The sequence below is a fragment of the Methylocella silvestris genome (assembly GCF_002891535.1).
Lineage (GTDB): Bacteria > Pseudomonadota > Alphaproteobacteria > Rhizobiales > Beijerinckiaceae > Methylocapsa > Methylocapsa silvestris_A.
The window spans coordinates 74,087-95,644 of record NZ_PDZR01000017.1 but is presented as its reverse complement, the minus strand read 5'-3'; the positions used below and the strand labels follow the sequence as shown (position 1 = coordinate 95,644).

The following is a 21,558-nucleotide window of genomic DNA, read 5'->3' as shown; positions in this document are numbered from 1 at the left end:
ACCTTTGGGGCAGGGGGATGAGTTGCAAAATCGACGCAGCCGCCAGATTTCGCATGGGAGCGGGCGCCGCCGCCAGCGGCTTGGCTGATCGTCAACACATTTGCGCTATAAGCCGAGATGAGAGATCGGCAAAGCCCGAGGGGTCGATGCGTATTGCGTTTATCGCGCTGCTTTGTGCGGCGCTTGCGGCCTGCGGGCGGCCGCAGGGGGTGCTGGAGCCGATTGGCGCGACAGTTCCCGGGGCGTCGCTGGTCAATATGCTTGTTGCGACGACAAGGGCTCCGGCGAAAAATCCGGCGATCCTGTTTACCGGAGAGCGCGAGAGCAAGGTTTCGCTCGCCGATATCACCGTCTCCATTCCGCCGGCAGACCGCCGCGAGGTGGGACAGGTGCAGTGGCCGGCGAGCCTGCCGCCCAATCCGCTGACCGATTTCGCCGCGGTGCGCGTCGCTGCGCTCCCCGGCGTCGCCGCTGCGCGCTCCTGGCTGAAGCAGAACCTGCCGCGCGACCGGCGCGTGCTGGTTTTTGTGCATGGCTTCAATGTGCGGTTCGAGGAAGCCGTTTTTTCGCTCGCGCAGATCGCGCATGATTCCGGCGCCGAGGCCGCGCCAGTGCTGTTCACCTGGCCCTCACGCGGCAATCTGTTCCAATATATCTACGACCGCGAAAGCACCAACGCCTCGCGCGACGCGCTGGAGGAAACGCTGCGCCAGATTGCGAGCGACCCGTCGGTCGGCGAGGTCACCGTCATGGCCCATTCGATGGGCTCCTGGCTGGTGATGGAATCGTTGCGCCAGATGTCGATCCGCAACGGCCGCATCCTGCCGAAGATCAGGAACGTCATCCTCGCCGCGCCAGATCTCGACGTCGACGTTTTCGCCGCGCAATGGGCCGAGATCGGCAAGCCGCGTCCGCGCCTCACCGTGTTCAGCTCGCGCGACGACACCGCTTTGCAGGCTTCGCGCCGGCTGTCCGGCAACGTCAACCGGCTGGGCCTGATCGATCCGCTTGCCGAGCCTTACAAGTCGAAGCTCGAAAGCGCGGGAGTCGATGTGATCGACCTGACCGATCTTTCGCGTCCCGGCTCGCTCAACCATTCCAAATTTGCCGAGAATCCGGAGATCGTGCAGCTTCTTGGCAAGCGGCTGATCGCTGGCCAGAGCCTTGGCGGCGAGACCAGCCTTGGCGAGCGCGTCGGCGGTTTCGCCATGGGCGTCGGCCAGACGGTTGGCGGCGTCGCGGGCGTCGCCGTCAGCGCGCCGCTGGCCATTGTCGATCCAAATTCACGCCGGACATTCGACGATCAGCTGAAGAATCTGGGCGATGTGGCCAATGAGACGGTGGAGTCGGCGCGTCCGAATTAGATGCGCTCAGGCCGAGTGACGGCGGTCATTCGGCGCAGCTCTTGTCGCCAGCGCCGAAAAGCCACGCTGGCGCAATATGCAATTTGTCGGCGATCTTCTGCAATGTTTCGCGCGAGCCGCGCCGCCGCCCCGCTTCGAGATCGCTCAGATAGCCTTGCCCGAGGTCGGTTAAAATCGCCAGGTCGATCTGCGTCATGCCGCGCCATTTGCGCAGCGCCTTTAACAGGCTCTCGCCGCGCAACAGAGCGGCGGACACTTCGGGCGGCAGACGGGCGTCGCGCCCCGCTGCGAGATCGGCCTTGCGGGAATCGTAAATCGCGGCGTCGGCTTCATCTTCCGCGGCTTCGGCTACGGCGGCGACGAGCGCGTCATATTCGGCGCGCGGCAGAACGACGAGTTCTTCGCCACTCGGCGTCTTGATGATTTGTGGGCCGGTCATGTCAATTCCTCCGGTAGCTCGTCGTCTCGCGCTTGCCGATGTAGAGAGCGAGGATCGTGATTTGATCCTCGTCAAAAATTACCCGATAGCGTCCAATGCGAAGTCTGAAACCGTCGCGGCCTTTAAGCTGCTTGACGTCGCCGCGTCCATCGATCGCATAGGCGCTCAAGCCGGCGATGATCGCCTCACGCGCCAGCGGTTCAATCGCGTCGAGATCCTTGGCGGCTTGGTGCGTGAAGACGATCGTTTTCACAGCGATAATATCGCTGCAGGGCGGCAATATTTCAAGCGATATATCGCGATCTTTTGATGGCGGTCAGAATCTAAAACCCCTTCGCCAGCAAGACGCCGAAAAGGATCGCCAGCGTCGCCAGCGACAGGGTTGCGGCAGGCCATTGCCGGATGGCGAGGTCGGCGCGCTCCATCAAGGAGCCAATTGGAAGGAGCGCGCGAAAACCAGCTTCTTCGGCGTCGACGATGTCGCCGGCGGGCGGCGCCGGCAGACGGTCGCCCCAGCGCCGCAGCGCGAGGAAAAAGAGCGCGCCCAGCACGACCGGCCAGAGTCCCTCAATGAGGACCGGCGGACTCAGCGCATAAGACAGATATTCGCCGAGGACCGGAAAAATCAGCCAGGGAACGACCAGCGCCGCGAGCGCCGCAGCGAGCCAGGGAGCCGCCAGTCCTGCCGGCGCTCTTGCGTTCGGGTCGGTTGCGGCGCAGGCCTCAACACGCGCCACGAAATACAGCATCAGCATGGTCGTGCCGGACGCCGAAAGATTCGCGAGCGCGCCGACAATATAGCTGCCGAGCATGTCCTTGACGGCGAGCTTGGCCAGCGCGCCGCCGGTCAGCGGCAGTCCGCCGAGGCTCAGCGCGAGCAGGAGCGCGGGCCAGATCACGAGCCGCAGCCGTTTCGGGCCGGTGACGGCCGCTACCCCGACCGCTAGAAACAGGGCGCCCTTTATGAGGAGATGATTGGCGCCATAAAAGGCGGCGTCGATCAAGACGCCGCGGTCGTCGGCGGAGAGCCCCATCCCCAGAACCGTGGCGATGACGCCCATCTGGCTGATGCTCGAATAAGCCAGGATCGTCTTGGGGTTCCTCTGCGTGACGCCGAGGGCGACGCCATAGAAGGCGGAAAACAGCCCGGCGGCGGTCAGCGCCTCGCTAAGTCCCGGCAGGGCGGCGTCATAGGGCAGGAAACGGATGATCCCGATCACGCCGGCCTTGACGGCGGCGCCGCTCAGGACGGAGGCGGCGGCAATCGGCGCCGCTGTATAGGAGAGCGGCAAAAAGCCGTGCATCGGCACGAGCGCGATCTTCATGCAAAATCCCGCCATGGTCAGGGCGAGCGCCGGCGCTGCGAAGGGCGATTGCGGCAGCGCCGCCATCACATCCGTGATCAGGGGACTGCCGTTCGGCTCGCCCGCCGCGAGCAGCACGAAGCCGAACAGCAACACCGTTTCGCCGAGCAAAGTGAAGGCGAGATAGACGGCGCCCGCCCGCGCGGCGGCGGCGTCGCCGTCATGAGTGATCAAGGCGAAAGCCGGCAGGCTGACGAGGGCGAAGACGAGATAGAAGGTCAGAAGATCGGCGGCGATAAAGACGCCAAGGCTGCCGGAGAGCGTCAGCAGCCAGCCGATCGCAAAGCGAAGCGCATGCGGCCTGTCCCGCATGTCGGCGGCGGCATAAAATCCGGCGATCGTCCAAAGTAGCGCGGCGACGCCGAGCAACACGGCGCCCGGCGCGTCGAGCGCAAGGACAAGGCGCAACGCCGGCGCCGCGAAGGAGGCTGGCCCGCTGAAGGGCGCCGACAGCGCGGCGAGGAGGCCGGGAAGCGGCGCCAGCGGCAGCAGCGCCAGCGCATGGCGGCGCGCGGCCGGGAAGAGGCAGGCGCAAGCGAGGAGGAGAGGGCTCGCCACCGCTGCCGCAAGAAGAATGGACGAAATGTCGGTCATGGCCCCACCACTGGCAGACGGCCGATCTCAATGAGACTGAAGAAACTCTGCGGCGCGAAGCCGAGCAAAAGCGCGACGAGAGTCAGCGCCAGCGCGATCGCCTCCCGGCTTCGCGCCGGAGCGGAATTCAGCGCCGCCGGCTCGCCGGAAAGGGCGGGCGCGAGGATGCGGTAGACATAGCCGCCGGCTAGCAGGCCGCCGGCCAGAATGACGGCGACCCAAACCCATTGTCCGGCCTCGGCCGAGGCCGTCAGCAGCAGCCATTTGGCCGCAAAGCCGCCGCTCGGCGGAAGGCCCATCAGCGACAAGCCGCCAATGCCGAGCGCGAAGACGGTCATCGGCATGGCGCGCCCGAGGCCGCCGAGATCCTTGATGCGATCATGGCCGAGCGATTGCGCGGCCAGTCCCGCCGCCATGAACATGCCCGCCTTGGCGAAGGCGTGCGAGAGGGTCTGCATGACGCCGCCGATCCAGGCGTCCATGCTCCACGCGCCGCCGCCGAGCGCAAGCGGGAACATCAGGAACAGATAGCCGATCTGCGCCACGGTCGAATAGGCGATCAGCAGCTTCAGCCTCTGCTGGCGCAGGGCGAGCACGCTGCCGACGAGGATCGCCGCTGATCCCAGCGCGGCCAGCAGCGCCATCGCCGTTTCGGACGGCAGTTTGGGAAGAACGTCGAACCACAGCCGCACGAGGAGAAAGAAGGGCGCCTTGACCACCAGCGCCGAGAGCACGGCGCTGCCGGCGGCGGGCGCGTTGGCGTGGGCGGGGGGCAGCCAGAGGTAAAGCGGGAAGAGCGCGGTTTTGGCGAGAAGCCCGGCCGTCATCAACCCGGCCGCGGCGTAGACCGCGGGCTCAGGCTTTACGCGTGCGGCGAGCAGCAGGATGTCGAGCGTGCCATAGGCCCCGTAGATGAGGCCGACGCCGAGGAGATAGAAGACCGAGCCGAACAGAGCAAAGAGGAGGTAGCGCAACGCGGCGACAAGCGTTTCCGGCCGCCCGTCGAGGCAGACGATGGGCACGGCGGCGAAGGTCAGAAGTTCGAGGGCGACAAAGAGATTGAAGAGATCGCCGCTGAGAAAGACGATGTTCAGCGCCGCGAACAGCCCCTGGATCAAGGTCCAGAAAGTGAAGGGCGCGCGCGCTTCCGGCTCGCCCTTGGGTGTCGCGAAACCGGACCTTGCGAAAAAACAGGCGGCGGAAATGATCGCAGCCGTGGTCAGCAGCATGATCGCGGAAAAGCCGTCGGCGCGCAGAGCGATGCCGAGCGGAGGCGCAAAGCCGCCGACGATGTAGACGACCGGCGCGCCGCTCGCCAACACGTTTGTCGCGATCGCCAGCGCGATCAGCACGCCGACCGGAGCTAGCGTGAGGGCGATCCATTCGGCGCGGCGTCCGCCAAGCGCCAGCGACGCGGTCAATCCGGCGACCGGCAGGAGGATCGCAAGGATCAGCAGGACGCCGCCTGTGGTTGTCGCAAAGCCCGGCATGGTCCCTCAGTCGCCCGGCGTCTGCGCGGCGCCGGGCGTGTCCGGCCTGAGGCTGGCGCGGCCGGTCTCACTCACCAGCCGAAGCAAAATGGCGATGGCGAGCGCGCTCGCCGCAAAAGCCACGACGATGCCGGTGATGACCATCGCCTGCGGCACGGGATCGGCGGGAAAGCCCGCTGCCGCGCCACGGCGGGCGATGATGCCGAAGACGAGAAAGACGCCGCTGCCGAGAATGTTGAAGGCGAGGATCTTTCGCAGCGGTCGGGGATCGGCGATGAGCCCGTAAAGGCCAAGGCCGACGAGGATCGCGCCGGTGAGGCCGGAAAGGGTCGCGGCTGTAATCATAGCGGCGCCCGCCGCGGCGGCCCGGCGACCAGCATCGGCAAGGTCACGGCGATCGAAAGTGTCATGAAGGCCTCGATAATGAGGATCAGCGGTTTGGCAAATGCTTGCGGCAGCGCGAAGAACGCGCCGGACGTCACAGCGCCCGACGCGCCGGCGATGAGGAACACGGCGGGTCCGGCGACCAGCGCCGCGCGCAGCCAGGGCGCGCCGACCGGCGGCGCCTCTGACAGCCGCGCCATCATGACGATCATCCACATGGCGGCGAGAATCGCGCCGCCCTGAAAGGCGCCGCCCGGCTCGTCCGCGCCGACCCAGACCATATGGACGCCGACGACGACGCCGATGGGGGCGACAAGCTGCGCCAGGAAGGTGAGGGCGCCGACCGGGCGCGCCGCGCGCGGAGCGATCGGCGCGCCGCCCCAATAGCGGTCTGGCGCCAGCGACCAGACTCCGATGATCGCCAGCAAAAGCACGACTTTCTCAAGCAGCGTGTCGAAGGAGCGAAAGGCGATCAGAACCGCTGTGATCGGATTGCCGACGCCCGTCGCAGCGAGATTTTTAGCCGCCAGCGGGGCAAGGCTGGGTCCAGGCTCGGGCAGGCTCAAAATGACCGCCCCGAGCGCGATCGCGGCGAGGGCAGAGAGCGCCGCCGCCATCAGACGCAACGGCAGCGTCGGGCGTTCGTCCTCCGCCGTCTGCGCCTGGCGCAGGCGCGCCGCAGCGCTGATCAGGAGCACGCCGGTGACGCCGCCGCCGATTGCGGCCTCGGTCATCGCGACGTCGACGGCGAAGAGGCGCGCCCAGACGATCGACAGCAGAAGGCCGTAGGCGACATAGCCGACGATGGCGGCGAAGGCCTCGCGCGCGGCGATCGTCCAGCCGGCGATGGCGAGAACGAGCAAAGCAAGTCCGAGGTCGACGGCGCCGAGCGCGTTCATGCGGCGGGGCTTCCGCCAGCTGATTTTGCGCCGATCTGTTCCTTGCGCCGGATCGCGCGGGCGATGAGCTGAGCGCTGGTTGCGCCAGCGAGCTGGACGAGCGCCCAGATCGCGACGAGCTTCAAGGCGCCGAACACGCCGTCGCTGCGCGCGATGAGGCCGAGCACGATAAAGCCGAGGCCGAGATTGTCGACCTTGGTCAGCGCATGCAGCCGGCACAGCGGGTCGGGGAAACGCAGAAGGCCGACTGTGCCGGCGAGAAAGAAAAAGCCGCCGACGCTGATCGCGGCGATGCTGAAAAGATCGAGCGCGCCGCTCATTTCGACGCGGCTTCCGGCGCGTCGTCGCGCTCAGGCGGCGCGCCGCTGTTGACGAAAGCGACGGAGGCGAAGGCGGCGAGCAGAGCGAGGCCGAGCGCGACGTCTTCAAGGCCGCGCGCCCCTGTCGCCGCCGCGACGATGAGAAGCGCCGCGACGCCGCCTGTGCCGAGAAGCTGCGCGGCCATCAGGCGGTCGGCGTCGCCCGGCCCTCTGAGCACGCGCGCGAGGCCGACGGCGACTGTGAACAGAATCAAGCCGGCGGCGGCGAGGAGAAACTCAGTCATAACCGAGCGCCCGCATGAACAGGGATTCCTCGGCGGCAAGATCGGCCGAGACGGGCCGGCTGACGTCGAGACAATGGACAAGCAGCGCGTCGCCCGCGTCGGTCCCGGTCGGCAGGGTTCCGGGGAGCAGGCTGCTGAACGCGCAAAAGGCGCTCCGGCCGCCGCCCGGCGCGATTCGCAACGGATAGGCGATGAAGCCGGGGTTCAGCGGCAGCCTCGGGTCGAAAGCGCGCCAGGCCACCTCGAGGCCGGAGATGACGGATTGGCGCGCAAAACGCGCGGTCAGCGCCAGAAGCGAAAGCGGACGAATCTTCGCGCGTCCTGGCGGCATGAGGCGCAGGCTGACGAAGCTTGCCGCTACGGCCGTCGCAAGTCCGACCGGAAGGCCTAGAAGATCGTTGCCCCCGATCATGAGCCAGAACGCGAAAAAGGCGGCGGCGCGGACGGCGGCGGCGCCGAAACGAACCGCGCCGGCGGCGCTCCGAGAATCGGGGCTGGATTCGATCATGAAAGGCTGAAGCCCCCAAGCCTGCAACAACGCAGCGAACTTAGCAGCTTCCGTCGTGAGCTCAATGGTTCGCGACAAAGGAGCCCCCCGCTGGAAAGAGGAAGGCGGCGCATGAGGGCCGGATATCCCGCCGCGGCGCTCTTGTTGCGGCGGCGGCGAAATATCCAAAAGAAGACATGATCGGGCGCCAACAGTCGCATGGGATGTCGCGCCGGGGGTCGACAGAATGGGTCTGGCGCCGCAAGCCAAGGTTCAGCGATGTTTTTGGCGATGCTTTTGGCGTCTTGCGCTCTGCGCCTTTGCCGGTTCGAACGGCCTTGGCGCCGCCTTGGCGCAGACGGCGACCTCGGACGCGCGGAGCGACGCGCAGGATGCGCGCATCGACGCCGTTCTCGCAACGCCGGGCGAGACCGCGCTTTCATCTGACGCCAATCTCTTCGCCACAGCGCCGGGCCTTGAGCAGCAGGTCAGGGCGCCGCGATTTACGTTCAACCTGCTCACGCCCGTCTTTTTCAACTCCAATGCCCAGGCCTCGGCTGACGGAGGAACGCGATCCGTCGAGATCAGTCCGCTCGGACAATTGTCATGGGCGGCGCCCGCGCCAGACCTGCCGATTCGCTTTTCGGCGAATCTGCGCGTCGAGTCGGAAAGACTGACGGGCGTCCCGGAAGCCGATCGCGACTTTCTTGCTGGCGGATTTCGAGCGCAATATGTCGACGCCAATGCCGATCATAGTTTTTCGCCCTATTTGGCCTATGCGCCGCGGGTCGATTTCCAGCCGCTGTTTTCGCAGGAAATCGCGACCCGTCATGACGTCAATGTAGGCTTCAATACACGCATCAACTTCGGCGCAGATTTCCAACGTCTTTCGCCCAACGGCGCGTCTGGGGATGCGGTTTGGGCGCTTGGCCTCACCGCTTTTATGCAGCGGCGGTTCCGGGAGCCGGCGCCGGCCTCCGCCGCGATCTTTCTCATTCCCTCAATGAGTTATATCATTTCGGAGCAATGGAGTTTCAGCTTCGGCGTGCAATTCATCGGCCGGCAATTCGACGATATAAACGGATTTACGCGCCGGGACTTCAATGTCGAGCCGATTGCGACGCTCGGATTTGCGCTGCCGTCCTATTTGCTCGGCGACAATGAGACCGCGCGTTGGTTCGGACGCCCGCGGCTCGACTTTCAGGCGAGCCTTGAGCGAAACGCGTCGAATTTATCGACGGCGAGCTTCACGCAGGTGACAGCGGGCGTCACGCTGCAGACCGGTTGGCGCTTCTAGCTGGGAGGGAGCGGCTGCGATCAGCTCGAGCCGCCGGTCGAGCAGACGATTTTTTCATATTCGTCCGCGACGGGGCCGATGGCGGACTGCGCGAGCTGGGACTGACCGAAAAGACCGCAGCTGATCGCGCTCTGCACATTCGGGCCGCGAGAGGCGCTAATGGCGTTCATGGGGGAGCAATCCTCAACCGGCGTCGACATGGAGCAGACAAGAATAAGTATCTTGGTCATCAGTGCTGTTCCTGACTTTGCGGACGCCGACCTCCCGATCATTTCTCTGTTACAAGCAAGTCATATGCCAAGTTTCGCGCCGCGCGGCGCGACGAGTCTACCGTCAGTCAAGGCCGGAAAAGCGCCATCATCACCAAGCCCAGCAGCGCCAGCGCTGCAATGGTCCCGTTGTCGTCGGCGAGGGCTTTGCGGAGTTGTTTCATCAGCTTCGATCCGGCGCTGCGCTCCGGCGAGGGAGCCGAGATGGCCCGCTCGCCTTGGCGTCAATGAGATTGCGCCCGTATCATTAATGGCGCGTTACCGCGCCCGGAGTGACACGTCGCACTCTTCAGACTCGAAGCGTAGCTGCCCGCGAAAGGGGCAACAACCCCCATAAGGATATTCTCAGTAAGTGTGTCTATGATGACGGTGGCGGTGATGATAGTGGCGGTTGTTCGATTGCGGGATGCCGAGCACGCCCTTGACGCCGCCCATCGCGCCGCCAACGCCGGCGCCCACCGCGCCGCCGACGACCCCACCGACAGGTCCTGCGGCGCGATGTCCGGTTGCGGCTCCCTCCTCGGCGCCGCGAACGATGCCCTGGGCTTCGGCCTGGAACGTGAAGCCGGCGAGCGCGACAAGCGTCGCAGCGGCAAGAAATCTGCAGTTCATGACGGGGTCTCCTTTTTGAGCAAATGACTCTTGTTCGGCGCAAATGGTTTAGAAGCGCACCCGTTCCGTTGATGCGAACGCCGCGCGTTTTTTGCGCAAGGCCGCCCGCGCGTCCTGCGCTCAGACTAAGACTAAGATGTGTAATAAGGCTGTCACGTCGCGCGCTTTATAGTCCGCGCGGCCGAGGCTTACGCGCGAACGTCGATTCGATGTTCGTTCGGGGGAGAAAATCATGTACGCGAGCGATGTGATGGTGCGCGACGTCGTCACCGTCGGACCCGACGACGAGATTGCCGCCGCGGTGCGGCTGCTCGTCGATCATGACGTCAGCGCTTTGCCCGTGGTCGACGCCGATGGACGAGTCGTCGGCATCTTGAGCGAGGCCGATCTCTTGTTCCGCGAGGAAGACGGAACAGCACAGCCTCATTCCTGGTGGGTCGAGGCGCTGACGCCGGCGAGCATTCTGGCCCAGCAATTCGCCAAGGAGCACGGCCGCAAGGTCTCCGAGGTCATGTCAAGCGAGGTCATCTCGGCGCCCGCGGACGCTTCCCTGGCCGATATCGCACATCTCCTTGAGAAGCGCCGCATCAAGCGCGTTCCCATCATCACGGACGGCAAGCTCGTCGGCATCGTCAGCCGCTCGAACATCATGCAGGCGCTGGCTTCCAGCGAGGCGTCGCGCAAAACGCAGGCCGCCCACGATAGCGACCGCGACCTGCGCGACGCGATTCTGGACAAGCTCGCCGAACAGACCTGGACCGGCTTTGGCGAGCGCAACATCCTTGTCTCGGACGGCGTCGTCCACATCTGGGGCCTTGTCAATTCTCCTGAGGAGCGCAAGGCGCTGCTCGCCTTGGCGGAGAGCGTGCCGGGAGCCGAAAAGATCGCCGACGAGATGATCGCCTCCTACTAGGCGCTCCTCTTGGAGCGGGTCGAAACGCGTCGGGACTCCCGGATCCTTGCCGGGCTTTGCGATTTAGCGATAGACTGCCGCCCAGCATTCACGGGGCCAGAGCTTGCCGGGCGCGCAAAAGCGGCCGCAGGAGCGCTATCTGGCGTTCTCCTGACCGAAGCAGGCCATGTCGATCGCCTCCCATCACGCAGAGACGCCCGCCGCTGACGCTTCCCGCCTGCTGATCCGTCTGGGCCTTGCGATTCTCATGGTCGGGCTGCCCATCCTGACCGTCGCCTTGCGCGGCGCGATCTATGTGCTGATGCCGATCGGCGCCATCGTCGTTCTGATTGGCGCGGCGATCGGCGCGCCTGATCACGGTCCGCGCCATCTGCGCACGGCTTTGGCCTCTCCCGGCGGCCTCGCCGCCCTGTTCCTGACCCTCTGGGCCGCCATGTCGATGCTCTGGACGCCGTTTCCGGGCGAGGCGGGGCAGCGTTTCGCCCAGATTGTCGGCACCACCCTTCTTGTCGCGCTGGTCGCCGCCTATCTGCCGGCGCGCACGCGCCCGCTCGATCTTTATCTTCTGCCGGTCGGCGTCGCCCTGGGCGCGCTCGCGGTGCTCGTCTTCGCGTTCCGGGCGCATCTGCCCTTCGGCCGCGCGCAGCCCTTCGACAATCAGCTGTTCGAACGCTCGATGATCACGCTTATCGTGCTGGTCTGGCCGGCGCTCGGCGCGCTGTGCCTGCGCGAGCGCTGGATCTATGCGGCGATCCTTGCAGTGCTCGCGGCTGGCGTCGCGCTGGCCGGCTTCGCGCAGGCGGGCCTTGCGGCGATGGGCGCGGCCGCCTTTGTGTTCGCCATGGCGATGTCGCAGCCGGTCCGGCTCGCGCATCGGCTGGGTCTCGCCGTCGCCGCGCTGATTCTCTTCGCCCCCGTGCTGGCGCTTGGGCTTGGCGCGCTGATCGGCATGACCCTGCAGCATCCCAACGCCGCGGCGCAGTCGATCCTCGTCTGGCGCGATATCATCCTCGCCGAATGGCCGCGCCTCGTCACCGGCCACGGATTCGACGCCGCCAATCGCACGGCGGCGCTTGGCTATCTGCCCGAGCAGACGCCGGGAAGCCTGCTCTTCATCATCTGGTACGATCTTGGAATTATTGGCGCCGCGGGCTTCGCCTTCCTGACGGCGCAGATCTTCCTGCTCACGGCCAAAATCCCGGCCGCCGTCGCGCCGTCGGTGCTGGCCGGCCTCACTGCGATTTTCGTCATGGCGGCGCTGGGCGCCGCGGCGGCGCAGATCTGGTGGATCACGCTGATCGACTGCGCCGTGATCGCTTATATCGTCCTGATCAAGGGGATCTATCGCTCGCAGCGGCCGGCCGCTCCCGGCGCGCAAGAGGCGACCGATCTTGACGGCGCGGACTTCGACGACGACATCGCCGCCGCTTCCGCGCGTGAGGCGTGATCGGATGCGACGTTCTGGCGCAGGCGATGTTTTTGCAACGGCCCTGAGCGCAGCGCGCAAATCACGCCAAAGGGGTATTGCGGGCGCAAGGCAAGCAGCCGTAACATTGGCGCATGATCGAGGGCGTCATCAGCATCAGAAATGCGCGTGAGGGCGACGCCAAGGGCATCGCGGCGGTCCACGACGCCGCGTGGCGGGACGCCTATCGGGGCATCATCCCCGGCCGCGAACTGGAACGCATGATCGCCCGGCGCGGCCCGCGCTGGTGGCATTCGGCGATTGTCCGTGGCTCCCGTCTGCTCGTGCTCGATTTCGACGAAACGATCGGCGGCTACGCCAGCTACGGCCGCAATCGCGTGCCCTCGCTGCGCTATGGCGGCGAAGTGTTCGAACTTTACGTCGCGCCGGAATTTCAGGGGCTCGGTTTCGGCAAGCGGCTGTTTGAGATGGCGCGCAAGGATCTCTCCGAGCACGGCTATCCGTCCTTCCTCGTCTGGGCTCTCGCCGACAATGAACGCGCCGTGGATTTTTATAAGCGGCTCGGCGGCCTCAACGTGCGCCAGGCCAATGAGCGCTTCGGCTCCGAGATCAGGGCCCGCCACGCCTTCGCCTTCGGCTGAACGCTTCCAGTTGGCGCCGCCTTACTTCTTCCAGGTAATGCCAAGGTTGGACTTGCCGGTTAGAGCGCATTGCCGCATAACCCGGCTCAAATCGAACTCAGTCGGCGCCTCATTCATGGGCTTGCCGCGTGACCGCCCAGAAATCGCCGCGCCGGAACCGATCCATTGATGGGCCGCCTTTGGCGAGGCGCGCCGGCCGCGGAATATGATTTTAGTGTTCGCGAGAGAGCGACGCCTCGCGACACCAGAAGTTCGGGGCAATGGCGCGATTCTGCGCATCATTGCTTCCAAGAATCGCAAGCGACAAAGGAGACGACCATGCGCCTCGACGCAATTTCGATCGGCAAGAATCCGCCCCACGAAGTCAATGTCGTGATCGAGGTCCCGATCGGCGGCGAGCCGATCAAATATGAGCTCGACAAGGCTTCGGGCGCGCTCGTCGTCGATCGTTTCCTCTATACCTCGATGCGCTATCCGGGAAATTACGGCTTCATTCCCCATACGCTGTCGGAAGACGGCGACCCTTGCGATGTGATCGTCGCCAACACCCGCGCGATCGTGCCCGGCGCGATCATGAGCTGCAAGGTCGTGGGCGTGCTCATCATGCGCGACGAAGCGGGCCAGGATGAAAAGATCGTCGCCGTCCCGTCCGAAAAGCTGACGAAGCGCTACTCCAAGGTCGAGAATTATACCGATCTGCCGGAAATCACCCTGCATCAGATCGAGCACTTCTTCGCCCATTACAAGGATCTCGAACCCAACAAATGGGTGAAGATCGAGGGCTGGGCGGATGCCGAAAGAGCCCGTCAGATCATCGTCGAATCGATCGATCGGGCCAAGGCTGAGGTCAAGGGCTGAGCGGAGCGGCAGGCGCGGGGACGCCTGCCGCTCAAGCAATCTGAAGAAGCCCGCATCCGGCTTGGGACGGTCCGCTGATCAGCTCTTGCGCGTCAGCAGAAATACCCCCTGCTCGCCGAGCAGATTCCAGATCCAGCGGCCGCGATAGGCGAGGGGCTTGCCGAACTGGTCGAGCGCGACGCCATGTTCAATGCGCGCGCCGACGGCCTGCGCGAGATCGATGAAATCCTGGATCGTGCAAAAATGAATGTTCGGCGTCTCATACCAGGGCGTCGGCAACTGGCGCGTCAGCGGCATGTGGCCGCCGAAAGCGACCTGCGCCCTTATCCGCCAATGGCCGAAATTCGGGAAGGACACGATGGCGCGCCGGCCGATCCGCAGCATGTGCTCGATCACCACACGCGGGCGTCGCGTCGCCTGCAGCGTTTGCGACAGGATCACATAGTCGAAGGAATCGTCCGGATATTCGGCAAGATCGGTGTCGGCGTCGCCCTGGATCACCGATAGCCCGTGCGCGACGCAATAATTGACGCCGCGCTGGGACAATTCGATCCCCCGCGCGTCCACCCCTTTTTCGTCGGCAAGCAGGCGCAGCAGCGCGCCGTCGCCGCAGCCGACGTCGAGCACGCGGCTGTTCGGCTCGACCATGGCGGCGACAAGGAGAAGGTCGACGCGGCTCGTCGTCTCCGGTGCGGGCGCGGGCGCCGGCGCCGCGCCCTCGCGGGCGATGCTCAAGGCGCGGCCGGCGGCAAGCCGCGGGCCTTGGCGGCCGAATCGAGAAAGCCCTGCGAGGTCGCGATGAACTCGGGCAGATCGAGCAGGAATGCGTCATGGCCGCGATCGGTCTCGATGTCGACGAAGGAGACCGAGGCGCCGCCGGCGTTGAGGGCATGCACGATGGCGCGTGAGGCGGACGTCGGATAAAGCCAGTCGGAATTGAACGAGACGACGCAAAAACGCGTCTTGACGCCCTGGAAGGCTCTGGCGAGCGAGCCGTCATAATCGGCGGCAAGGTCGAAATAGTCGCAGGCCCGCGTGACGTAGAGATAGGAGTTCGGGTCGAACCGGTCGACGAAGCTCGAGCCCTGATAGCGCAGATAATTCTCGATCTGGAATTCGGCGTCGAACGAGAAGGTCGGCGCGTCGCGATCCTGCAGCTTGCGGCCGAATTTGCTCTGCAGCGCCTCGTCGGACAGATAGGTGATATGCGCCGCCATGCGGGCGACGGCGAGGCCCTTGGTCGGGATGACGCCTTCCTCGAGATAGCGGCCCTTGCGCCAGTCGGGATCGGCCATTACCGCCTGCCGGCCGACCTCGTGAAAGGCGATGTTCTGCGAGGAATGCTTTGCCGCCGTGGCGATGGGCATGGCCGAGAACACGCGCTCCGGGTAGCTCGCCACCCATTGCAGCACCTGCATGCCGCCCATCGAGCCGCCGACGACACAAAACAGCGTGTCGATCCCGAGTTTGTCGATCAGCTTCGCCTGCGCCCGGACCATGTCGCGGATCGTCACGATCGGCAGCTCCAGGCCGTAAGGGCGCCCCGTCGACGGATTGAGCGAGGCGGGACCGGTCGTGCCCATGCAGCCGCCGATCACATTCGAGCAGATGACGAAATAGCGGTTGGTGTCGATCGGCCGGCCCGGCCCGACCATGGTGCTCCACCAGCCGGGCTTGCCGGTCACGGGGTGCGCATTGGCGACATGCTGATCGCCGGTCAGCGCATGGCAGACGAGAATGGCGTTGGATTTGTCGGCGTTGAGCTCGCCATAGGTCTGATAGGCAATTGACCATTGGTCGAGCCGGCCGCCCGAATCCATCTGCAGCGCATGATCTGGTCCAAATTGAGCGACGAGACTATGCGGCGCGTCGACTTCGCGAAGGCCGGTGAGCTTATGGGTCAAGACGATCGTCAATGGCGTGCACGGCGTTCGATATTGCGAACATTATGTCCGGTATATGAAAGCTGGCCGCCGAAAGAGTCAAGACTGAGCAGGATTTTCTTCTCGCAACACGCCTAAATCGCAGCGCATTTTTTCTTCCGCCACGGCCGGCGGCCTCAGCTTGCCCGCTTCTGTCGCAGGCCTGATTTCAGCGGCGGCTGCAGAATTTCGCCGTCCTCGGCGACGATGCCGAATTGATAATGGCCGGCGCCGTCGCGGGTGACGGAATAATGCAGCTTCTCGACGATATTATTATTGGCGTCGAAGGTGAGGACCGCCGGGCTGAGGCTCGTGATCTCGGCGCCATCGAGATAGACCGAGCTGCAGATGATCAATTCGTCGCCCGGCTGGCAGGTGCGCGCCGCGGCCCCGTTCAGCACGCAGCAGCGCGAGCCGCGCTGGCCGAGGATCACATAGGTCGTGATGCGCGCGCCGGAGTTCTTGTTCCAGATCTCGACGAATTCGAGCGGGAGAATGCCCGCGGCTTCGCAATGGGCGGGATCGAGCGTGATCGAGCCGTGGTATTCAAGGTTCGATTCCGTGACGCGGATGCCGTGCAGCTTGCCGCCAACCAGTTTTCGCATCTATTTTCTTCCATTCGCGGCGCTCTGCGCCGCAGACAGCAGAGCCAAAATGATCCGGCGGCTTCATCCGGGATCATCTATCAATTCCAGTTGCTTAGAGCATGACGTTTATTCGAGAAGTCAAACTCTTCCGCCGTCGCGCCCAGCGTTGCGCGGCCGAGCAAGTTAAAACCCAAATGCCGGCGCAAGCGCTAACTCAGGCCGATTTCACCCGCAGCCGCAGCACATGCTCTATTTTCGGCGCTTCGACAACAGGAAATGGGAAGATCCATCCGAGGTTGTAAGGGCGGACAAGGCCATTTTCCTGGATTGGCGCGGCGCATGCGCCATGCGATAGAGCCGTCCATGTCGGATCTTGCCCATAACGCGCTTGAATTGTGCCGCGACCTGCTGCGACGCCCCTCCGTGACGCCGCTTGACGCCGGCGCGCAGGACGTTCTGGCGGCAAAGCTCCGCGCGGCTGGGTTTTCCACCCATTGCATCGTTTTCTCGGATGAGAGCACGCCCGATATTCAAAATCTCTACGCCCGCGCGGGCGCCGGCGGCCGTCATCTCGTCTTCGCCGGACATACCGACGTCGTGCCGCCGGGAGATTCGGCGAGCTGGCGCTTCGATCCGTTCGGCGGCGAAACGGAAGGCGGCCTGATTTTCGGCCGCGGCGCCGTCGACATGAAGGGCGCCATCGCCGCCTTCGCCGCCGCCGCGATTGGCTTTGTCGCCGAGGGCGGCGCGCAAAAAGGCTCGATCAGCTTCCTCATCACGGGCGACGAGGAAGGCCCGGCGATCAACGGCACGGAGAAGCTGCTGCGCTGGGCGCATCAGCGCGGCGAGCGCTTCGATCATTGCATTCTCGGCGAGCCGACCAACCAGCAAGCGCTCGGCGACATGATCAAGATCGGCCGGCGCGGTTCGCTGAACGGGACGCTGACGGTGAAAGGCGAGCAGGGCCATGTCGCCTATCCGCATCGCGCCAAAAATCCCATTCCTCCGCTGATGCGGCTGCTGGCGGCGCTTGACGCGGAACCACTCGACCAGGGTACGGAGCTGTTCGACGCCTCCAACCTCGAAATCGTCAGCATCGACGTTGGCAATCCGACCTTCAACGTCATTCCCGCGGAGGCGCGGGCGCGCTTCAACATCCGCTTCAACGATATCTGGACGCCGGATGCGCTCGCGGCCGAGCTTTTCAGGCGGGCGGAGCTTGCTGCGTCAGGGACGACCTTCGCCCTGCGTTTCGAGCCCTGCAATGCGCTGGCCTTCGTGACGCAGCCCGACGCATTTACCGATCTCGTCAGCGCGGCGATCGAGCGGGCGAGCGGACGCAGGCCGCAGCTTTCGACGAGCGGCGGCACCTCCGACGCCCGCTTCATCCGCGCCTATTGCCCGGTTCTCGAATTCGGCCTCGTCGGCTCCACCATGCACGCCATCGACGAACGCGCGCCGGTCGAGGATATCGCCGCGCTGGCCTCAATTTACGCAGACATATTGAACTCTTACTTTAAGTAAAGTCAGTCGGCGTTGACCTGCGGCGGCGTCATGCGGTCCAAGATGGCGTCGCGCTTGACGATGAGATGCCAGGCTGTCCCGAGAATATGCAGGCCGACAAAGGCGTAGACGGCCCATTGCCCGGCGACATGGAGCTTTTCGGCGGCCTCCGCGAGCGGCTTGTTCTCGGGCAGGGCGGGCAGGGTGAAGAGATTGAAATAGACCACGGGATGATTGCTCGCCGCCGACAGAATGAAGCCGCTGACCGGCATGGCGAGCAGGATCACATAAAGCAGCGCATGGCTAATCTTGGCGGCGAGCGCCTCCCAGGGCTCGAGCGACCAGGGCAGCGGCGGCGGCGGTTCGATTGCCCGCCAGAACAAGCGAACGACGGCGAGCGCGAAAATGGTGACGCCGAGCGACTTGTGGATCATGAACATCGTTCCGACCCAGGGGCTCTCGCGCGGCAAGGCGATCATCACCCAGGCGACCGGCAGGATCGCGAAGACGAGAAGCGCGGTGATCCAGTGCAGCGCCTGCAAAACCGGAGGATAGACGCCGGAGAGAGAGTCCGCGTCGAATTTGGCCCTGTCTGTCATCGTTTCGCGCCGCCTGTTCCGAGGTGCAAACCTATCGTCTGATCGGGCGAAACGGCGGCGATTTTGCGGCGGCCGCGCGCACACTGAATTTCCAGTATGGGAAAACATCGCTCATCAACTGCGCTCAACCCAAGGGTGTTCGTTCTCCCGGAAGAATACGTTGACGGTCCAATCGGCTTTCGCTTAACTCACGACCGCCAAGATCGGATCTGGGCAATGCTCTGACGGACAGAGCCTCGCCGCGTCAGTGTTCGGCTCATGACCATTGATCTGGCTGGCAAGGCCAGTTATTGAACGGGAGGGGGTAGGTTACTTTGAGCGGGATCCATAGGAGATCTGGGTGAGTACGATATCTTCATCAAGAGTGAGTACAATCTCTTCTTCTTCGTCTTCTATGCGCTTGATTTTCTCTTCTGTTATATTTTTATCTATCCTTTTTATATCGATTATTTCTATAAAAAACGGATTTTTTTTCGACGACGAGATATTTAATATTCGCACAGTGTCGAGTTATAATTATTCTGGGCTGTGGAATTATATAAATACCGAGGATGTTCATCCTCCGGTGCATTATATTATAAATAAAGCTGCTTTCGATCTGTTTGGATCGTGGGAGGCGGTCAAGGTTCTTGGCGCTATACTTAATGCGCTTGGTCTAGCCATTTTCGGTTTCATCGCCTTCGACAAGATCGACCCGCGCGCAAGGCTATCCCTCGGGATTTTGCTGGCGCTCTGCGGCACGACGATCATGTGGGGCGCATCACTGCGCTGGTATGCCTATTTCAACCCGCTTTTTGCCGTCATTCTTGGCATTATCCTGTTTTCAGACTTAAGCCTGACCAGGCGAACGCTAATCCTGGCGGCCGGGATCGTTCTGTTATTTTATGTCAACTACGAGACCTTGTGCGCCGCGCCGGTGCTGGTTGCGGCCCATCTTCTGCGCGAACGGAAGAATTTCCGGCGCTCTGACATCATTATCTTGCTGGTCGCCGGCGTGGCCGGCTTTGCCCTTTGCCTTCCGCAATTGCTCGTTTTTATCGAGTATGCGCGCGGACACGGCGCCAATCAGACCGCAAGCTTCCTCAGCGCGCTTTCCCAGATCGCCATCACGCTTGTCGTCGGCAATGCGGTGTTCCCGCTCTCTGTCGCCGCCGGCGTTTATGCGGCGCTCATTGCCGCCCTTGGCGTCTATTTCCTGTTTGTAAAGCCGAAATCCGACATCGACTGGATCGTCCTGATCGGCCTCACTCTCGGGACGCTGTTGATGGTCGTGACCGGAATTGCGATGAAGCCGCGAAATTCGGTGTTCCTGCTCCCGCTGGTTTTCCTGATCATCGCTTCGGCCGTCGCCGCGCTGCCGCCGCTTTGGGCGCGCGCCGCAATCGCCCTGATCGCTGCGTTTCAACTGCTCGGCGCCGTCAATGTGGCCTGGCATCGAGACACGCTCAAAGGCTCGTTCAATATAGATTATCGTGGAAGCCTTGCGACGATCACGGCCTGGAAGGATCAATGCAAAGGCAAGCTCATTGTCTTCAATCATGATTCGCCGCTGAATTATCTCCTTGAGGAGAATTCGATCGGCTCCTCGTCGGTCTTTTCGCCCCAGCGCGGAACCGACATCGCCGCCCATCCCGGCGATTGCGTCGTCCTCACCAAGACCTATGCCGGCACGCTCAATGGGGATGAAGTCGCCACGCTCTATCGGATGCTCGATAATCCGGCGTTGAAGCAGGTCGCGGTCAAACAATTGAGCGAGGACCGCTATGCGGCCATAAAGTCCTGGGTCGGCAAGGAGCCTTTTCCGCAATATTCAATCGAGTTCGTCGAATATGACGTGACGTCCGATGTGACGCTCCCGGCCTGGACCGGCGCGATCAAGCGTCTTGACGAGGGCCAGGACTAGACCCCGCTTTCGGTTCGAACAAACCCTCGATGATGGCGGACCGCATAGGCCTGGCCTCGCCGCATTAGCGCATCAGACGTGCAAGCTCGAACGTCTGATGCGCCAAACTCTCTCGTTTCGCTTCATCCTGGCGACGCCAAGCGCGTCCACTTGGCTGCGCGATGCTTTATCAAAAATTTGGAGCATGTCCTTATCGTCCAGATGATTCCATCTGAACGGGACATGCTCTAATCCATCACAAAATGCTTCGACAGCTTTAGCCCCTGGCCCTGATAATTGGAGCCCTCGCCCTCGCCGTAGAGCGCATGCGGCGCCTCAGCCATTTTCTCATATACCAGCCGGCCGATAATCTGGCCGTCCTCAAGGACAAACGGCACCTCGTGGCTACGCACTTCGAGCACCGCGCGGGCGCCGGGGCGCTTGTCGGGCGAAGCGCCAAAGCCCGGATCGAAGAAGCCCGCATAATGGACGCGAAATTCGCCCATGGCCGGATCGATCGGCACCATTTCCGCGGCAAGGTCGCTTGGAATATGCAGGCGCTCCTGCGAGGCGAGGATGTAGAACTCGCCGGGATCGAGAATGAGCCGCCCATCCGGCCGCGCGAAAATCCTGTCCCAATAATCGTCAAGCCGGTAGCCGCCGGCGCGGTCGACGTCGATGATGTCGGCATGTTTTTGCGCGCGGTAGCCGATCGCGCCGTCTGGCTGGATCGCGTCGCCCAGCGCGACCCGCACGACAAGTCCCTGACGCAGATTGAGTTCGCCGTCGACGAGGGGGGCCGCCCTGTGGCGCTCGCGCAGATCGCGATCGTCGACGGCAAAGCCGGTTCGCTCGAATTGCTGCGAATTCAGCCGCCGGAAGCGAATCTGGTTCAGTTTTGATCCCTTGCGCACCCGCACGGAAAAGCTCCGCGGCGACACTTCGGCATAGAGCGGCCCCTCATAGGCGCGCGCGACGCGGTCGAACACTTCCGAATTGTCGGTGATAAGCCGCGTGAAAATATCGAGCCGGCCGGTCGAGCTTTTCGGATTGGCGAAAGCCGCGATGCTGTCGGGCAGGCGCAGATGTTCGATCAGGGGGATGACATAGACGCAGCCGCGTTCGAGAACCGCGCCATGCTCGAGGCTGATCGCATCCTCATCGCGCGCGAAGGCGCGCAGCTGCTCCATCACCGTGCGGTCGCGACCCGGCAGGAAGCTCGCCCGCACGCGATAGGCGCGCGCGCCAAGGCGCAGGTCAAGGCTGGCTGGCTGAAGCTGTTTCTCGTCGAGCTCTTCGGTTGACGCGATCATGCCGCGTCGCGCCATCAGCTCGATTTTCTGGCGCGACAGCAGTCCGAAATGCGGGCCGAAATCATCCTGATCCAGTTTCGGGAAAAGCGATTGCATGGATCCTGACAGGCA

General features: G+C 63.8%; 24 protein-coding genes. 8 read left to right on the top strand and 16 right to left on the bottom strand.

Going from position 1 to position 21,558, the window contains the following annotated elements; all coding sequences use genetic code 11:
• Positions 1-146: 146 nt before the first annotated feature.
• Positions 147-1,364, top strand: a complete 1,218-nt coding sequence (locus CR492_RS14440) for an alpha/beta hydrolase (RefSeq protein ID WP_102844442.1) — start codon at positions 147-149, stop codon at positions 1,362-1,364.
• Positions 1,365-1,389: 25 nt separating this feature from the next.
• On the opposite strand, the gene CR492_RS14435 is transcribed toward CR492_RS14440, so the two are convergent.
• The 9 genes from CR492_RS14435 to CR492_RS14395 form a co-directional block, all read right to left on the bottom strand.
• Complete coding sequence (locus tag CR492_RS14435; RefSeq protein WP_102844441.1) at positions 1,390-1,803, bottom strand: helix-turn-helix domain-containing protein; 414 nt, start codon at positions 1,801-1,803, stop codon at positions 1,390-1,392.
• A gap of 1 nt (position 1,804) precedes the next feature.
• Positions 1,805-2,056 (bottom strand): type II toxin-antitoxin system RelE family toxin, encoded by a 252-nt coding sequence (locus tag CR492_RS14430; protein WP_102844450.1) that lies wholly within the window; start codon positions 2,054-2,056, stop codon positions 1,805-1,807.
• 70 nt (positions 2,057-2,126) lie between these two features.
• Positions 2,127-3,761: a complex I subunit 5 family protein gene (locus CR492_RS14425; protein WP_102844440.1), complete on the bottom strand. Its 1,635-nt coding sequence runs from the start codon at positions 3,759-3,761 to the stop codon at positions 2,127-2,129.
• Positions 3,758-5,251, bottom strand: coding sequence for a complex I subunit 5 family protein (locus CR492_RS14420; protein ID WP_102844439.1), 1,494 nt, complete (start codon positions 5,249-5,251; stop codon positions 3,758-3,760). The genes CR492_RS14425 and CR492_RS14420 overlap by 4 nt, the downstream gene beginning before the upstream one ends.
• Positions 5,252-5,257: 6 nt before the next feature.
• Entirely contained in the window at positions 5,258-5,596 is a 339-nt protein-coding gene (locus CR492_RS14415; RefSeq protein WP_102844438.1) for an NADH-quinone oxidoreductase subunit K, read from the bottom strand.
• A complete protein-coding gene (locus CR492_RS14410; protein WP_102844437.1) occupies positions 5,593-6,534 on the bottom strand; it encodes a hydrogenase subunit MbhD domain-containing protein in 942 nt (313 codons plus the stop codon). The genes CR492_RS14415 and CR492_RS14410 overlap by 4 nt, the downstream gene beginning before the upstream one ends.
• Positions 6,531-6,854, bottom strand: coding sequence for a cation:proton antiporter (locus tag CR492_RS14405; protein WP_102844436.1), 324 nt, complete (start codon positions 6,852-6,854; stop codon positions 6,531-6,533). Before CR492_RS14405 ends, CR492_RS14410 begins: the two co-directional genes overlap by 4 nt.
• Positions 6,851-7,138 (bottom strand): monovalent cation/H+ antiporter complex subunit F, encoded by a 288-nt coding sequence (locus tag CR492_RS14400; protein ID WP_102844435.1) that lies wholly within the window; start codon positions 7,136-7,138, stop codon positions 6,851-6,853. Before CR492_RS14400 ends, CR492_RS14405 begins: the two co-directional genes overlap by 4 nt.
• Positions 7,131-7,646: a Na+/H+ antiporter subunit E gene (locus CR492_RS14395; RefSeq protein ID WP_102844449.1), complete on the bottom strand. Its 516-nt coding sequence runs from the start codon at positions 7,644-7,646 to the stop codon at positions 7,131-7,133. The genes CR492_RS14400 and CR492_RS14395 overlap by 8 nt, the downstream gene beginning before the upstream one ends.
• Before the next feature lie 328 nt (positions 7,647-7,974).
• Between CR492_RS14395 and CR492_RS14390 the strand changes: the two genes are divergently transcribed.
• Positions 7,975-8,922, top strand: coding sequence for a hypothetical protein (locus tag CR492_RS14390; protein ID WP_245412090.1), 948 nt, complete (start codon positions 7,975-7,977; stop codon positions 8,920-8,922).
• 20 nt (positions 8,923-8,942) lie between these two features.
• Here CR492_RS14390 and CR492_RS14385 read toward each other — a convergent pair whose 3' ends face one another.
• Entirely contained in the window at positions 8,943-9,152 is a 210-nt protein-coding gene (locus tag CR492_RS14385; RefSeq protein WP_102844433.1) for a hypothetical protein, read from the bottom strand.
• Between the two features lie 384 nt (positions 9,153-9,536).
• A complete protein-coding gene (locus CR492_RS14380; RefSeq protein ID WP_102844432.1) occupies positions 9,537-9,803 on the bottom strand; it encodes a hypothetical protein in 267 nt (88 codons plus the stop codon).
• Between the two features lie 232 nt (positions 9,804-10,035).
• Between CR492_RS14380 and CR492_RS14375 the strand changes: the two genes are divergently transcribed.
• The 4 genes from CR492_RS14375 (at position 10,036) to ppa (ending at position 13,641) form a co-directional block, all read left to right on the top strand.
• Positions 10,036-10,716: a CBS domain-containing protein gene (locus tag CR492_RS14375; protein ID WP_102844431.1), complete on the top strand. Its 681-nt coding sequence runs from the start codon at positions 10,036-10,038 to the stop codon at positions 10,714-10,716.
• Positions 10,717-10,882: 166 nt separating this feature from the next.
• Entirely contained in the window at positions 10,883-12,163 is a 1,281-nt protein-coding gene (locus CR492_RS14370) for a hypothetical protein (RefSeq protein WP_102844430.1), read from the top strand.
• A 113-nt stretch (positions 12,164-12,276) separates the two neighbouring features.
• Positions 12,277-12,783, top strand: a complete 507-nt coding sequence (locus CR492_RS14365) for a GNAT family N-acetyltransferase (RefSeq protein WP_102844429.1) — start codon at positions 12,277-12,279, stop codon at positions 12,781-12,783.
• A 318-nt stretch (positions 12,784-13,101) separates the two neighbouring features.
• Entirely contained in the window at positions 13,102-13,641 is a 540-nt protein-coding gene (gene ppa / locus CR492_RS14360) for an inorganic diphosphatase (protein ID WP_012590064.1), read from the top strand.
• A gap of 78 nt (positions 13,642-13,719) precedes the next feature.
• On the opposite strand, the gene metW is transcribed toward ppa, so the two are convergent.
• The 3 genes from metW to panD form a co-directional block, all read right to left on the bottom strand.
• The gene (gene metW, locus CR492_RS14355) at positions 13,720-14,376 is read right to left on the bottom strand and encodes a methionine biosynthesis protein MetW (RefSeq protein ID WP_102844428.1); all 657 of its coding nucleotides are present in this window, start codon (positions 14,374-14,376) and stop codon (positions 13,720-13,722) included.
• Positions 14,373-15,545: a homoserine O-acetyltransferase MetX gene (gene metX, locus CR492_RS14350; protein ID WP_280951546.1), complete on the bottom strand. Its 1,173-nt coding sequence runs from the start codon at positions 15,543-15,545 to the stop codon at positions 14,373-14,375. Before metX ends, metW begins: the two co-directional genes overlap by 4 nt.
• Positions 15,546-15,700: 155 nt before the next feature.
• Positions 15,701-16,168, bottom strand: coding sequence for an aspartate 1-decarboxylase (gene panD, locus CR492_RS14345; protein WP_102844426.1), 468 nt, complete (start codon positions 16,166-16,168; stop codon positions 15,701-15,703).
• Between the two features lie 345 nt (positions 16,169-16,513).
• Between panD and dapE the strand changes: the two genes are divergently transcribed.
• On the top strand, positions 16,514-17,674 hold the full coding sequence (dapE, locus tag CR492_RS14340; protein ID WP_102844425.1) for a succinyl-diaminopimelate desuccinylase: 1,161 nt from the start codon (positions 16,514-16,516) through the stop codon (positions 17,672-17,674).
• A 2-nt stretch (positions 17,675-17,676) separates the two neighbouring features.
• Here dapE and CR492_RS14335 read toward each other — a convergent pair whose 3' ends face one another.
• Complete coding sequence (locus tag CR492_RS14335; RefSeq protein ID WP_102844424.1) at positions 17,677-18,252, bottom strand: cytochrome b; 576 nt, start codon at positions 18,250-18,252, stop codon at positions 17,677-17,679.
• A 565-nt stretch (positions 18,253-18,817) separates the two neighbouring features.
• On the opposite strand from CR492_RS14335, the gene CR492_RS14330 reads away from it, so the two are divergent.
• Positions 18,818-20,155 carry a hypothetical protein gene (locus CR492_RS14330; protein WP_146030281.1) on the top strand — a complete coding sequence of 446 codons (1,338 nt, stop codon included), beginning with the start codon at positions 18,818-18,820 and terminating at the stop codon, positions 20,153-20,155.
• Positions 20,156-20,382: 227 nt separating this feature from the next.
• Here the strand turns inward: CR492_RS14330 and CR492_RS14325 are convergent, their stop codons facing one another.
• Entirely contained in the window at positions 20,383-21,543 is a 1,161-nt protein-coding gene (locus CR492_RS14325; RefSeq protein ID WP_102844422.1) for a 2'-deoxycytidine 5'-triphosphate deaminase, read from the bottom strand.
• Between the last annotated feature and the right edge of the window lie 15 nt (positions 21,544-21,558).